At 66.1% G+C, this 14,113-nt stretch carries 14 protein-coding genes; 4 read left to right on the top strand and 10 right to left on the bottom strand.

Features of this window, described 5'->3' with window-relative positions:
* Positions 1–583, top strand: a 583-nt coding sequence (locus P1X14_RS19580; protein ID WP_277317105.1) for an ATP phosphoribosyltransferase regulatory subunit, incomplete at its 5' end; no start/stop codon positions are given.
* Positions 584–801: 218 nt separating this feature from the next.
* On the opposite strand, the gene P1X14_RS19585 is transcribed toward P1X14_RS19580, so the two are convergent.
* From P1X14_RS19585 to P1X14_RS19595, 3 genes are read right to left on the bottom strand one after another with little or no spacing between them, the layout of a single operon-like run.
* Positions 802–2,220, bottom strand: a complete 1,419-nt coding sequence (locus P1X14_RS19585) for a mannitol dehydrogenase family protein (RefSeq protein ID WP_277317106.1) — start codon at positions 2,218–2,220, stop codon at positions 802–804.
* A 53-nt stretch (positions 2,221–2,273) separates the two neighbouring features.
* Positions 2,274–3,242, bottom strand: coding sequence for a retroviral-like aspartic protease family protein (locus tag P1X14_RS19590; RefSeq protein ID WP_277317107.1), 969 nt, complete (start codon positions 3,240–3,242; stop codon positions 2,274–2,276).
* A 56-nt stretch (positions 3,243–3,298) separates the two neighbouring features.
* The gene (locus P1X14_RS19595) at positions 3,299–5,686 is read right to left on the bottom strand and encodes a ligase-associated DNA damage response DEXH box helicase (protein ID WP_277317118.1); all 2,388 of its coding nucleotides are present in this window, start codon (positions 5,684–5,686) and stop codon (positions 3,299–3,301) included.
* A 90-nt stretch (positions 5,687–5,776) separates the two neighbouring features.
* On the opposite strand from P1X14_RS19595, the gene P1X14_RS19600 reads away from it, so the two are divergent.
* From P1X14_RS19600 to P1X14_RS19610, 3 genes are read left to right on the top strand one after another with little or no spacing between them, the layout of a single operon-like run.
* Positions 5,777–6,175 (top strand): hypothetical protein, encoded by a 399-nt coding sequence (locus P1X14_RS19600; RefSeq protein WP_277317108.1) that lies wholly within the window; start codon positions 5,777–5,779, stop codon positions 6,173–6,175.
* Between the two features lie 31 nt (positions 6,176–6,206).
* Entirely contained in the window at positions 6,207–7,205 is a 999-nt protein-coding gene (locus tag P1X14_RS19605; protein ID WP_277317109.1) for a ligase-associated DNA damage response exonuclease, read from the top strand.
* A 54-nt stretch (positions 7,206–7,259) separates the two neighbouring features.
* The gene (locus P1X14_RS19610) at positions 7,260–7,694 is read left to right on the top strand and encodes a hypothetical protein (protein ID WP_277317110.1); all 435 of its coding nucleotides are present in this window, start codon (positions 7,260–7,262) and stop codon (positions 7,692–7,694) included.
* Here the strand turns inward: P1X14_RS19610 and P1X14_RS19615 are convergent, their stop codons facing one another.
* The 7 genes from P1X14_RS19615 to P1X14_RS19645 form a co-directional block, all read right to left on the bottom strand.
* Complete coding sequence (locus P1X14_RS19615; protein WP_277317111.1) at positions 7,695–7,907, bottom strand: hypothetical protein; 213 nt, start codon at positions 7,905–7,907, stop codon at positions 7,695–7,697.
* A gap of 614 nt (positions 7,908–8,521) precedes the next feature.
* Positions 8,522–10,084, bottom strand: coding sequence for an RNA polymerase factor sigma-54 (rpoN, locus tag P1X14_RS19620; RefSeq protein WP_277317112.1), 1,563 nt, complete (start codon positions 10,082–10,084; stop codon positions 8,522–8,524).
* A gap of 3 nt (positions 10,085–10,087) precedes the next feature.
* A complete protein-coding gene (lptB, locus tag P1X14_RS19625; protein WP_277317113.1) occupies positions 10,088–10,864 on the bottom strand; it encodes an LPS export ABC transporter ATP-binding protein in 777 nt (258 codons plus the stop codon).
* 123 nt (positions 10,865–10,987) lie between these two features.
* Positions 10,988–11,566: an LptA/OstA family protein gene (locus P1X14_RS19630; RefSeq protein ID WP_277317114.1), complete on the bottom strand. Its 579-nt coding sequence runs from the start codon at positions 11,564–11,566 to the stop codon at positions 10,988–10,990.
* Positions 11,563–12,210 carry an LPS export ABC transporter periplasmic protein LptC gene (lptC, locus tag P1X14_RS19635; RefSeq protein ID WP_277317115.1) on the bottom strand — a complete coding sequence of 216 codons (648 nt, stop codon included), beginning with the start codon at positions 12,208–12,210 and terminating at the stop codon, positions 11,563–11,565. Before lptC ends, P1X14_RS19630 begins: the two co-directional genes overlap by 4 nt.
* A gap of 41 nt (positions 12,211–12,251) precedes the next feature.
* On the bottom strand, positions 12,252–12,872 hold the full coding sequence (locus P1X14_RS19640) for a ribonuclease D (protein WP_277317116.1): 621 nt from the start codon (positions 12,870–12,872) through the stop codon (positions 12,252–12,254).
* 31 nt (positions 12,873–12,903) lie between these two features.
* Positions 12,904–13,710: a TerC family protein gene (locus tag P1X14_RS19645; RefSeq protein WP_277317117.1), complete on the bottom strand. Its 807-nt coding sequence runs from the start codon at positions 13,708–13,710 to the stop codon at positions 12,904–12,906.
* Positions 13,711–14,113: the final 403 nt, after the last annotated feature.

The following is a 14,113-nucleotide window of genomic DNA, read 5'->3' on the forward strand; positions in this document are numbered from 1 at the left end:
GGGCGACACCTTGCCCCCCGCCAAGCTGGCTGAGCTGCGCGAGCGGCTGGACGGCAAGGATGCCGGCGGCGTCGCGGCGATCGATGCGAGCTACCTGCCGCTGATCGAGGCGGCGGGGCCGTTCGACGCGGCGATGGCCAGGCTGCGCGGGATTGCGGCGCTGGGCTCGCGGCTGGACGGGCTGGCGCAGGTTGCGGCGAGCCTGCCCGAGGGCGTCGCGCTGACGCTCGATCCGACCGAGCGGCATGGCTTCGAATATCAGAGCTGGCTGGGCTTCTCGATCTTCGCGCGCGGCGTGCGCGGCGAGATCGGGCGCGGCGGCACTTATGTGATCGTCCATGAGGACGGGCGCGAGGAGCCGGCGGTGGGCTTCTCGCTCTATGCCGATCCGATCCTCGATGCCGGGATCGGCGGCGGCGAGCGGCGGCGACTGTTCCTGCCGCTGGGTACCGATGCGGCGACCGGTGCGGCGCTGCGGGCCGAGGGCTGGGTGACGGTCGCGGCGCTGGAAGCGGACGATACGCCGAAGGCGCAGTTGTGCAGCCATATGCTGGGCGGTGGCGGGCCCGAAAAGGTCCGGTAACTCACGTCATTCGTGACCTTTGCCCGAGGGCAATTGCGTCATTCGGGCGGTCACTGGAGCGCCATGATCAACGAGTCGAAAGAGCGGCGGCCTTGCGGCTGCTCGCCCGGCTGAGCAGGTGAAATTCTACATTTCAAGCGATTGTGCTCCGGCGAAGGCCGGAGCGTTGGCGGCGTAGGATTACCCTTTCCAGCGCTCCGGCCTTCGCCGGAGCACGGTCAGTGCGAGAGCAGCACCTCGATATCGCCCGCTTCGAATCCCGCCAACGCATCGGCCACCGCGGCGCGATAGGCGGCATCCTCGGCGATCCGCGCGGGGAAGACCTGACGCAGCGCCAGCATTGCATCGAGATCGCCGCATGCAGCCGACAGTGCGTCCGCCAGCGGATCGGTGATCTTCTCGCCCGTTGCGGTCTTGCGGCGGAGGAAGGCGATCCATGCCGCGACCGGCACGGCGAGCCGGTCGACCGGGCGGCCGGCGTCTAGCGCTTCGCGGGTGGTGTCGAGCAGGCGATAGGGCAGCTTCTGCGACCCGTCCCATGCGATCTGCGACAGCAAATGCCGGATCGCAGGATTGCGGAAACGGTCGAGCACCGCATCGGCATAGACTTGCGTATCCAGCCCCTCGACCGGGGGCAGGGAGGGGCGGATATCCTGATGCGCCAGGCGGGTGATGAAGCCTTCCAGCGCGGGATCGGACATCGCCTCGAACACCGTCTCGTGCCCCAGTGCCAGCCCGATATAGGCGAGCGAGCTATGGGTGCCGTTGAGGATGCGCAGCTTGGCCAGCTCATAGGCGCGGACATCGTTGGTGAAGGTCGCGCCGGTTGCTGCGAGATCGGGCGCGCCGGGGAAGCGTTCGATCACCCATTGGGTAAAGCTTTCGCGCTGGACCGCGGCCTGATCCGCCACGCCGAGTTCGCCCGCCACCGCGGCAAGGAAGGCCTCGTCGCTGGCCGGGGTGATCGAATCGACCATCGAATCGGGGAAGGCGACGTCGCGTTCGATGAAGTCGGCGAGATCGGCGTCGTGCTGGCGCGCGAGCGTGGCGCAGGCCGCGCGGAGCTTGGCGCCGTTGCCGGTCATATTGTCGCAGCACAACATCGCGAAGGGCGGCACGCCCGCGGTGCGACGGTCGGCGAGGCCTGCGACGATCCAGCCGATCACGCTGCGCGGCTCGGCGGGGCGGGTCAGGTCGTGGACGATATCCGGGTGCGACAGATCGAGGCTGCCGTCCGCGGCGAGGCAATAGCCCTTTTCGGTGACGGTGCTCGACGCGATGCGGATCGCGGGATCGGCGAGCAGCGCGCGCAACTTCGCGCCCTCGCCGGGGCCGATGGCGTCGCTATGCGCGGCGATGATCCGGGTCGAGCGCTCGCGATCGATCACTGCCAGCGTGTAGAGGCCCTCCTGCACCTTCAGCGCGTCGACCGTACCCGGCGTGCGCAGCGAAACCGCGGCGATGCCCCAGCTGGGATCGGTATCGAGCAGCCGATCGATATAGGCCGCCTGATGCGCGCGGTGGAACGCGCCGGGGCCGAAATGGACGATGCCGGTGGTGACCTGAACGATATTGTGGCCCGGCCGCGAAACGGTGTCGGGAAGCGAGGCGAGGCTGGCGCGGGTAAGCGATGTCATAACCCCGCGCTCAGCCGTCTGGGCGGGGCAAAGTCAAGAGCCGTGGCGGCGTTTCAGCGGCGGACGGGCGCCACCGACATCGGCCCGACGATATCGACATGCGCATCCACGGGCATGCGGAAGCGCACCTGACGGTTCGGAAAGTCGATCTCGACCTTCCGGAAGCTGCGCAGCGCATCCATGCCGAGCAGCAAGGCGGGGCGGTTGGTCAGGCCGAAATGCGCGAAGGGCGCGGCATCGGCGAAGGCGATCGGCACCCAGTCGAACCGGATCGTGCCGATCCTGATCCTGGGCACCAGCATGTAATCGACGTCCGCCGTGCCGCCGGTGACACTGGTCAGCCGGGTGGTGCGGATATCGCGCTTGGGCGCGCGGATACGCTTGCGCAACGCGCTGTTGCCGACGCTCACCTGCGATCCGGTGTCGAGGATCACCTGGATGCGGGTGTCGCCATAATAGGCATCGGTGACGATCAACTGGCCATATTTGCTCTTGGCAGTGACGACGATCTCGTCGGGATCGCGCACGCGGTCGCGATCGATCCTGCGCGAGGGCATCACCGCCATCTCGCCCTTCTCGAAATCGATGATGACGCGGTGGCTCTGCAGCGTGTCGATGCCGAGCAGTCCGGCGGCACCGAGATGCACGCCGTCGAGCGAAGGCGCGCGGATCGTGTGACGCTGACCGATCGAGTTAATGAACAACTCGGGCACGATCACCGTGTCGACGGTGCTGCGCTCGGTCATCGAGGTCATCTTGATCGGCGCCGACGGTGCGAGATCGAGCACGCCGGCAAGCTGGCGGGAAACGACGGTGCGTTCGGCGCCGGTATCGATGATGAAATTATAGGGCCGCGAGTTTCCGATCGAGACCGGGACGGTCAGCCGCTGATCCTGCTGGCCGAGCTGGAGCAATATGGCTTCGTTCGAGGGGGCGATCTTTTCGGGATCCTGCGGCGTGCTGGCCCCGGCCGCCGCGGCGACCGGAAGTGCGAGCAGGAGCAGGGGGCGCAACCCGAACATTGCGAAACGATATACCTGCACATGTTGCGCAGCAATGGGGTTGTTTCTGGGGTGTTTCAGTCCAGCCGCATGGCTTCGCGCGCGATCTCCTCGGCCTCCATCAGCATCGCATCCTCGGTCAGGCCCTGCGCCACATTCTCGCGGCCGATCATGATCAGGACCGGTACGGCGAGAGGCGACACGCGCTCCAGATCGATGTGCAGCATCGTGTCGGCGGCGGTGTCGAGCAGGTTGGCGAGGCGGCCGACATCGGTCATCCGTGCGCGGGCATCGGCCCACGCCGCGCGCAGCAGCAGATGGTCCGGCTCGTACTTGCGCAGCACATCATAGATCAGGTCGGTCGAGAAAGTGACCTGACGGCCGCTCTTCTTCTTGCCCGGGATCTGCCGTTCGACCAGCCCGCCGATGATCGCGACTTCGCGGAAGGCACGCTTGAGCAGGGCGGATTGCTGCACCCAGTCGACGAACTCATGCTCGAGGATGTCGGGCGAGAAGAGGGCGGCGGGATCCTCGATCTTTTCCAGCCCGTAGACAGCGAGGGCGTAATCGTTGGCGACGAAGCCGACCGGCTTCAGCCCCAGCGCCTCCATTCGCCGCGTCACCAGCATGCCGAGCGACTGGTGCGCGTTCCAGCCTTCGAAACTGTACACGACCATATGGTGCCGCCCCTCATGCGGGAAGGTCTCGACCAGAAGCTGATCGGGCGCGGGCAGGGCCGAGCGCTGGTCCTGCACTTCCAGCCATTCGCGGACATCGTCGGGGAAGCGCCGCCATTGGGTGCGGTCGTGCAGAAACTCGCGGACGCGCAGGGCGAGGCCCGAGGTGATGGCGAGGCGGGCGCCCATATAGCTGGGGATGCGCGCGGTCTTGGAGGTCGCGCGGACGATCAGGTCGGTCAGTTCGACCCGTTCGACCTCCAGCGCGAGGCCCGCGAAGAAGAAGGTGTCGCCGGGGCTGAGCGAGGCGGCGAAGCCCTCCTCGACCTTGCCGAGGCGGCGTCCGTTCTTGAAGCGAACCTCGAGCATCGGTGCTTCGACGATGATGCCGGCGTTGAGGCGATGCTGCACCACGAATTGCGGATGGCTGACGCGCCACAGCCCGTCCGGCCCCTTGGTCAGCCGCTTGAACCGGTCATAGGCGCGCAGGGCATAGCCGCCATCGGCGATGAAGCTGAGCACCCGTTCGAACGTCTCTTCGGTGAGCGCGGAATAGGGCAATGCTGCGCGGATCTCGTGCAGCAATTCACTGGCGTCGAACGGGGCAGCGCAGGCACAGGCCATGACATGCTGGGCCAGCACGTCGAGGCCGCCGGGTCGGAACTGGTCGGCATCCAACTCGCCGGCTTCCACCGCGTCGAGTGCGGCGCGGGCCTCGAGATATTCCATGCGATTGCCGGGGACGAGCACGGCTTCTGAGGGTTCGTCGAGCCGGTGATTGGCGCGGCCGATGCGTTGCAGGAGCCGCGACGATCCCTTGGGCGCGCCCATCTGGATCACGCAATCGACATTGCCCCAGTCGACGCCGAGGTCGAGGCTGGCGGTGGCGACCAGCGCGCGGAGCCTGCCCTCGGCCATTGCGGCTTCGGCCCGGCGGCGTGCTTCGAGGCTGAGGCTGCCATGATGGACGCCGATGGGCAGGCCGAGGCGGTTCTCCTTCCAGAGTTGCTGGAAGATCAGCTCGGCCAGACCGCGGGTGTTGCAGAAGACGATGGTGGTCTGGTGGGTCTCGATCTCCGCCATCACCTGGGGAATCGCATACATGCCCGAATGACCCGACCATGGAACGCGCCCTTCGGGCAGCAGAATTGCGATATCGGGATCGGCGCCGCGTTCGCCCTGCACCAGCGTGACCGTATCGATATCGCCATAGGGGGCGAGCCAGCCGCGATAGCTGTCTGGGTCGGCGACGGTGGCGGAGAGTGCGACGCGGCGGAAATTGGGGGCAATGGCTTGGAGCCGGGCGAGGCACAGCGAGAGCAGGTCGCCGCGCTTGCCCGTGGCGAAGGCATGAACTTCGTCGATCACCACGGTGCTGAGACTGTCGAACAGGGTCATGCTGTCGGGATAGGACAGGAGCAGGCTGAGGCTTTCGGGCGTGGTCAGCAGGATCTCGGGCGGGCGGGCGCGCTGGCGGGCCTTGCGGTCGCTGGGGGTGTCGCCGGTGCGGGTCTCGACCCGGATCGGCAGGCCCATCTCCTCGATCGGCGTGAGCAGGTTGCGCTGGACGTCGACCGCGAGCGCCTTGAGCGGGGAGATATAGAGGGTGTGGAGCCGGTCGGTCGGGGCTTCGATCAGTTCGGCGAGGCTGGGGAGGAAGCCCGCGAGGGTCTTGCCTGCGCCGGTAGGGGCGACCAGCAGGGCGTGGTTCCCGGCACGTGCGGCGGCGAGCATGTCGAGCTGATGGCGGCGCGGTTCCCAGCCGCGCGCGGCGAACCAGTCGGTCAGGGGCTTGGGAAGTCGGGAGGCGGCCACGCACCAATATAGCCATGGCCGCGACGCATTGAAGCCCGGGCGTAGCTGTGTCAGCTTGTTGCGATGGCGGTCCAACTTGTCCTGAAGAGCATTGCGGTCGCGTTCGGCGCGATGGTGGTCAATGTCGCCGCGTCGTTCCTGTGGGTGTTCATCTACTCCATTACGATCGCGCCAGGGCAGGACGAGGCATTCTACCAGGCCTATGCGATGCGGGCGGCGCCATGGTGTTCGGTGATCGCGGGCGTGCCGATCCTGTTCGCGGCGGGCTGGCTGCTGGCGAAGTGGCTGGGCAGCGGCGGATGGCGCGCGGGGATCGGTGCGGGACTGGCCTATGTCGCGATCGATTTCGCGATCATCGCCGCGATGGGTGCGGTGCTGGCGATGCCGCTCATTCTCGTCCTGTCGTTCACGACCAAGCTCGCCGCATCCGCTCTGGGCGGGGCGATGCGCAGGCCGGGCTGAAAAGCGGGCCGGGGCTTCCCATATCCCGGTGATGGCGAAGCTCGGCGACTGGATCGATCCGCAACCTTCGGGAATCTATATCCCCGCTGCCGATGCGTGGGTGGACCCATCGCAGCCGGTGGCGCGGGCGCTGGTGACGCATGGCCATGCCGATCATGCGCGCGGCGGACATGGCGAGGTGTGGGCGACGCCGGGCACGCTGGCGATCATGGAGGCGCGCTACGGACCGCAGACCGGGCGGCCGGTCGATTATGGCGAGCAGATCGCGCTCGGCACCGTCAATGTCCGCTTCGTGCCCGCGGGCCATGTGCTGGGATCGGCGCAGATCGTGCTGGAGCATCGCGGCGAGCGAGTGATCGTATCGGGCGATTACAAGCGGCGGCCGGACCCGACCTGTGCGCCGTTCGAAGTCACGCCGTGCGATGTGTTCATCACCGAGGCGACGTTCGGGCTGCCTGTCTTCCGTCATCCCGAGACGCATGACGAGTTGGACAAGCTGCTGGCCGCACTGCGGGCTTTTCCCGAACGCTGCGTGCTGGTCGGCGCCTATGCGCTGGGCAAGGCGCAGCGGGTGATCCGCGAGCTGCGTGCGATGGGGTATGACGATCCGATCTACATCCATGGCGCGCTGCAGCGGCTGTGCGACCTCTATGTCGAGCATGGCGTCGATCTGGGCGATCTGCGGCCCGCGACGGGCGTCGCCAAGGCCGAGCTTCAGGGGCGGATCATCCTGTGCCCGCCGGGCGCGCTCAACGATCGCTGGTCGCGGCGGCTGCCCGATCCGATCACCGCGATGGCCTCGGGCTGGATGCGGGTGCGCCAGCGCGCGCGGCAGCGCAATGTCGAGCTGCCCGTCATCCTGTCCGACCATGCCGACTGGGACGAACTGACCCGCACCATTCAGGACGTCGCGCCGAAGGAAGTGTGGGTGACCCATGGGCGCGAGGAGGCGCTGGTCCATTGGTGCCGCCAGCGGCAGATCAAGGCGCGTGCGCTGGAGCTTTCGGGCTTCGACGACGAAGACGACTGACCGATTGCCACCGTCATTTGTTAGCGATACCATTCGCGGCAAAGGAGAGGTGTCATGAAGATGCTGAAGCTGCTTGCAATGGCGGCTGCGCTCACCCTCGGGGCGGGCGTGGCGCATGCACAGGGGCCGGGGAACCCGGTGCTGGTCGGATCGGAGAATTCGCCCGATCTGCGCGGACCCGACGATCGCGCCAAGAATCTCGACAATGCCCGCGACGCCGCGATCACCCGTCCGCGCCCGACGTCGAGCCGTGCGCGTCCGGCCAAGCCCGAGGATGTCGTGGCAGGTGCCGAAGTGCGCGATTCGAAGGGTGTCGTGATCGGCACGGTCGAATCGGTCAGCATGGCCGCAGCGGTGGTCGCCAGTCCCGGCGGCAAGGTGGAGGTTCCGCTCGAAGCGTTCGGGATCAACAACAAGGGGCTGCTGGTCGGGATGACCAAGGCCGCGTTCGATGCCGTGGTGGCGCAGGCGGGGAAACCGCCCGGCTGATCAGGCGGCGCGGCTGCTCGTTTCGGCGAACAGCCATGCCTCGGCCGAGGCGATATCCTCGAACAGCTGCGCATGGCGCGCGTCGAGCGCGCGGGTGAGCTGCGAGCGCGCCAGGGTCGGGCTGGCGACGAAGGCCAGCCGGCGCGAGGCGTGAGTCGGCTGGGCGAGCATGGCGCGGAATGCCTCGACCGCATCGCTCGACTGAATTTTCATGCCGCGCACATCGTTGAGCGTGACATGCCGGTTCGGGCCGCAGGTAAGCTGCGCATGCGCCTTCTCGCGAGCGGCAAGGAAGGCCGCGATATCGTCGCGAGTGAAGAAGCCGCTCCTGCACTACCAATTCCTGAATCGGCATTCTTGCCGCTTCGCAGAACAGCCATGCTTCGGCCATGCGCTTCGCTTCGAAACAACGGACGTCGGAACGTTCGGCCACGATCCGCATCACCTGGGTGCGCAACAGGCCGGGATTGACCACGAAGGCCAGCCGCCGCGCATGATAGGCCGGATCGGCGAGGACATGGCGAAAGCCCTCGACCATTTCCTGCGCCTGGATCTTCATCTCGCGGGCATCGACCAGGGTCAGATGGGCATTGGGCGGGCAGGTCAGTTGCCCGTGCGCGGCATGCCTTGCCTCAAGGAAGGCGGGAAGCGCCTCCGCCAGGAAGAAGCCGCTCATCGTCAGATGAATGAGGTTCCGATTGGGATCGACCCGGAAGGAATAGGCGGCGTCCATGACTCCCGGCTAGGCCCACGCGGCTACCAAATGCTGAAAGTTTTTCTACGCAGAATCACAGCATTGGCCGGAGTTTGGTCCGTTTCCGATGGGATCAGCCAACGCCCTCCAGCGCCTTTTGCCGGCGCCGCTGGACCGAGCTGCCGATGCCCAGCGCCTCACGATATTTGGCAACGGTGCGCCGCGCGATATCGAAGCCCTTCGCGTTAAGCAGTTCGACGAGCGTATCGTCGGACAGGATCTTCTTGGGATCCTCGGCCTGGATCAGCGATTTGATCGCGTCCTTCACCGCATTGGCCGAAACCGCATCGCCGCCATCGGACGACTGGATCGCGCTGGTGAAGAAATATTTGAGCTCGAACAGGCCGCGCGCGCAGCTGAGATATTTGTTGCTGGTGACGCGGCTAACAGTCGATTCGTGCATCTCGATCACGTCGGCGACCTGACGCAACGTCATCGGCTTGAGATGCGCGACACCGTGGAGGAAGAAGGCTTCCTGCTGCTTCACGATCTCGCTGGCGACCTTGATGATCGTGCGCTGGCGCTGGTCGAGCGCCTTTACCAGCCAGTTGGCGCTGGCGAGCATGTCCGACATCCACGCCTTGCTCGCCTTGTCCTGCGGGCCGCTGGAGACCTCGGCATAATAAGCGCGGTTAACCAGCACGCGGGGCAGGGTGGCGGCGTTGATCTCGACCGCCCAGCCGCCCGCGCGCTTCGCCACGAAGATATCGGGGGTGACCGCCAGGGTCGGCTCGCCGCCGTAGCGCAGACCGGGCTTGGGATCGTAGTTGCGCAGCTCGCGGATCATGTCCGCCATGTCTTCGTCGTCGACGTCGCAGATGCGCTTGAGCCGCGCGATCTCGCCGCGCGCGACCAGATCGAGATTGTCGATCAGCCGCGCCATGCACGGATCGTAGCGATCGGCCTCCTTGGCCTGCAGCGCGATGCATTCGGCGAGGCTGCGCGCGCCGACGCCGGTGGGATCGAAGGTCTGAATGGTGGCCAGCACCGCCTCGACTCGCGCCAACGGCACGTTCAGCCGGTTGGCGATCTCGAGCAGCGGCACGGTAAGATAGCCGGTCTCGTCGATCTGATCGATCAGGTGGGCGGCGATGAACTGATCCACGCCCGAAACACACTGACCGGCCTGGATCAGCAGGTGATCGGCAAGGGTCAGGCTGGTGTCGGTGAAATTGTCGAAGTCCGGCCCGTCCTCCGAACCGCCGCCACCGGTGCCGGCCATGCCGAGGCCGCCATCGAGGCCACCTATCGAATCCGCGGCGCTGTCGTGGTGGAAGGTCTCGGCGGTGAAATCGACGTCGAGCGCGGCCTCGCCATTGGCGTCGCCGCCGCTGGCGAGCAGCTGGCTGGCGTCCGGAAGGGGATCGCCGCCACCCTCGAAGTCGCCCCCGAAATCGTCACCGAAATCTGCCTCGCGTTCGGCGGCCAGCTCGGCCGCGACGTCGCCGCCCGAATCGCGCGGGCCGTCGTCATCGCCGCCCTGCGATTCGAGCAGGGGGTTCTTCTCGATCTCCTCCGCGATGAAGGTCTCGATCTCGAGGTTCGACAGCGCCAGCAGCTTGATCGCCTGCTGGAGCTGCGGCGTCATCACCAGCGATTGCGACTGGCGCAGATCGAGGCGTGGCGCGAGGCTCATGGACTAGAGTTCGAAGCTCTCGCCCAGATACAGGCGGCGGACATTCTCGTCCTTGACCAGATCGTCGGGCGAACCGGCGAACAGCACGCGGCCGTCATAGATGATGTAGCCGCGATCGACGATGTCGAGCGTTTCGCGGACATTATGATCGGTGATCAGCACGCCGATGTCGCGCTGCTTGAGCTGCTTGATGAGGTCGCGAATGTCGGCGATCGACAGCGGATCGATGCCGGCGAACGGCTCGTCGAGCAGCATGATCGTGGGATCGGCGGCCAGCGCGCGCGCGATCTCGGCGCGGCGGCGCTCGCCGCCCGACAGCGCCATGGCAGGCGCACTGCGCAGCCGGGTGAGGCCGAATTCCTCGAGCAGCTGGTCCAGCCGGCGCTGGCGCGCCGCCTTGTCCGGCTCGGCAAGCTCGAGCACCGCGAGGATGTTGTTCTCGACCGAAAGGCCGCGGAAGATCGAGGTTTCCTGCGGCAGATAGCCCAGGCCCAGGATCGAACGGCGGTACATGGGCAGCGCGGTGATATCCTCGCCATCCAGCATGATGCGGCCCGAATCGGGCTTCACCAGACCCATCACCGAATAGAAGCTGGTGGTCTTGCCCGCACCGTTCGGCCCGAGCAGGCCGACAACTTCGCCGCGCGCGACCGACATCGAAACGTCGGTGAGCACGACGCGCTTGTCATAGGCCTTGGCGATGGAAACCACCGCCAGCCCCCGTTCGGGTGGCGGCACTACGTCTGCGATCGGCGTTTCAAGGCTGGCGACGTCGGTCATACAGGCCCTCTGATGGACTTACCTGGTTACCGAAACCTTAGCAAAAGGCCGGTTGGCAGGATTCCTGCATGAAGATCGCCGCCAAGGGAAGCGGAAGTGCGCCCGTCCGAGGAAAAACCGCGATTATTGCTGCGGTGCGGGCGTCGTCGCGGGGGCGGGGGTGCTGTTGGCACGCTTGGGGACCGAGAAGCGGCCGGTCACCCGTCCGCCCTGGCTCTGCACGCCGCCCGGAGTCGCGGTGCCACCCACGCCCGATCCGTCGATCGTCGCGCGGCCGGTGTCGAGATTGATCGACAGGCGAGCACCATTGATCACGTTCGGACCCTGACGCAGCGTGACGCCGCCCAGCATGGTGATGACGCGGCGATTGAGGTCATAGACCGCATATTGCCCGCGCGCGCTCTGGTCCGGCCGGGTCACGGTGACGCCGCCCGACGCATCGAGGCGCGAGACCGACGGCGATCCGTTGGTGATCTCGCCGGTATAGGTGACGGTGGTGCGCGCGGCAGTCAGCGTCATCTGGGCCTGGGTGATCCGGACATTGCCGGTCAGCAGCACGCGGTTCTGGCGATCCTGCAGCTCGAAATGGTCCGAAGCGAAGTCGATCGGCGCGTTCGAATCGTGGCGCGTCTGCGCCGCCGCGGGAGCAGCGGACAGGAAAATCGCAAGGCCGAACGGGAGCAGAGCGGGGATGCGCATCATTTCTGCCTCTTCGCGCGGTTGGGATATATCCGCAAGCGGGCATTTCCGTCGATCCGGACGGTTCGCTGCTCCAGATCGGCAGTCAACTTGTTGCCGCTGAACACGCCCATCGGCGTGCGGCCCGAAACCGCGCCGCCGCTCTGCATCCGCCGGGTCTTCATGTCGACGGTCGCGTCATGCGTATCGAGCGTATAGCCGTCGCTGGTGCGGAACGAGATCGGTCCGTCGACCGCGACCTGATCGCGCTGCATGTCGTAGCGGCCCTTGTCGGCGCGCAGATTGGCAGGACCCTCGGGGAAGACGATTTCGGCCGAGAGGTCGTTGAGCTGGACGATCGGCTCGCTCGAATCCTTCTGGACCGCGCTGCCCGCGTTGAGCTTGAACGGCTGGCCCTTGGCGTCCTGGCCGCGATATTCGGCGGCCTGGATGCGCAGCCGTTCGCTGGCGACATCGACCTTGTTCTTGTCGAGCACGAAGCTGACATCGCCGCCGGCGAACAGCGGGGAGAGGACGAGAAATGCCGCAAGCACGCCGATGATCGCGGGCAGGACGTAAAGTGCGGTGCGCACCATCGTGTCGTGACGGCTGCCGGGGTGGGCCCAGCTACGCCGCTGCGACTGGAGGCGCTCCGCGACTTCAGACATGCAAGTTCTCGCCGGAAGAGCGGTGCCGGAATCTCAGGGCGTCAGATATGCGCAAAGAGGTCCACCTCCGGCCAGCCGGCCAGATCGAGTTCGGCGCGGAACGGCAGGAAATCGAAACAGGCCTGAGCCAGTTCGGTGCGCCCTTCGCGCTCAAGTCTTTTGTCGAGTTCAACCTTCATCGCATGCAGGTAACGCACGTCGGACGCTGCGTATTCACGCTGGGCGTCGGAAAGTTCGGGGCCGCCCCAATCCGACGACTGCTGCTGCTTCGAAATTTCGTTGCCGGTCAGCTCGCGCACCAGATCCTTCAGGCCGTGCCGGTCGGTATAGGTGCGCACCAGCCGCGACGCGATCTTGGTGCAATAGACCGGCCCCGCAGTGACGCCGAGATAGAAGCGGATCGCCGCCAGATCGAAGCGCGCGAAGTGATAGAGCTTCACCCGCTCGGGATCGGCGAGCAGCGCGCGCAGGTTCGGCGCGTCATAGGCGGAATGCGGGCCGAAGCGGACGAGATGCTCGTCGCCCGACCCGTCCGACAGCTGCACGACGCACAGCCGGTCGCGCATGGTGATCAGGCCCATCGTCTCGGTATCGACGGCGATGGAGGCGCCCGGAGCGAACAGGCCCTCGGGGATATCTTCTTCGTAGAAATGTACGGTCATTGGCTGCGCCTAGTCCCGTTCGCCTTCAGGCTCAATGGCCTGCACCGTCCTTTGCCTTGGCTTCGTTCTTCGCCTTGGACCGGCGGGACCAGATGTTGAGGCACTCGACACCGGCCGAGAAGGCCATGGCGGTGTAGATATAGCCTTTGGGGATATGCGCGCCGAAGCCCTCGGCGATCAGCACCATGCCGATCATCAGCAGGAAGCCCAGCGCCAGCATCACCACCGTGGGATTGCCGTTGATGAAGTTCGCCAGCGGATCAGCGGCCAGCAGCATCACCAGCACCGCGACGATGACGGCGACGTACATCACCTCGACATGCTCGGTCATGCCGACTGCGGTGAGGATCGAATCGACCGAGAAGACGATGTCGAGCAGCAGGATCTGCACGATCGCCGCGGTGAAGTTCATGCCGACCACCTGCTTCTTGTCGAGCAGATCGTCGCTTTCGTGTGTGTCGACCGAGTGATGGATCTCCTTGGTCGCCTTCCACACCAGGAACAGGCCGCCCGCGATCAGGATCAGGTCTCGCCACGAGAATGCGGTCTCGAACGCGACCTCGCCATGCTCGCCCACCGGCCCGGTAATGCCCAGATCGAATACCGGCGCGGTGAGGCCGACGATCCACGCGATCATGGTCAGCAGCGCGAGGCGCATGATCAGCGCCAGGCTGATGCCGATGCGGCGCGCCTTCTGGCGCTGTTCGGGTGGCAACTTGTTCGACAGGATCGAAATGAAGATCAGATTGTCGATACCGAGCACCACCTCCATCACGATCAGGGTGACGAGCGCAGCCCATGCGGCGGGGCTGGCGAGGAGGTCCATGATGCTGTCCATGTGCGATCATCTGCCGCGACTCCAGCGTATCGGCAAGAAGCGAAACGAACTTCTGCCGTAATCAAGACGAATTTCGTTCGCGCCCTGTCCGCTTTTGGGCTATGACCGATTCTAGAGGTGCCCCGTTTCGGGTACCTGAAGGCCTGCGTGCTCGTCCGGCGCTTGGTTTTCGATGGGTTACTTTCGGACGAACCGGGAAGACGAACAGGGCATGAGTTTCGATAAAGGGCGCCGTGGGGATCGCGGCGGGCGCGGCAGAGACAAGCGCGACGGTTTTGGCGGCGACGACTTCGGTGGCGGCAGCAGCTACGGTGGCGGTGATCGCTTCGGCGGTGGCGGCGGCTTTGGCGGCGGTGACCGCTTCGGCGGCGGCGGTGGTGGTGGCGGCTTCCGTGGCGGCGGT

The organism is Sphingomonas sp. AOB5, assembly GCF_029433115.1.
Taxonomy (GTDB): domain Bacteria; phylum Pseudomonadota; class Alphaproteobacteria; order Sphingomonadales; family Sphingomonadaceae; genus Sphingomonas.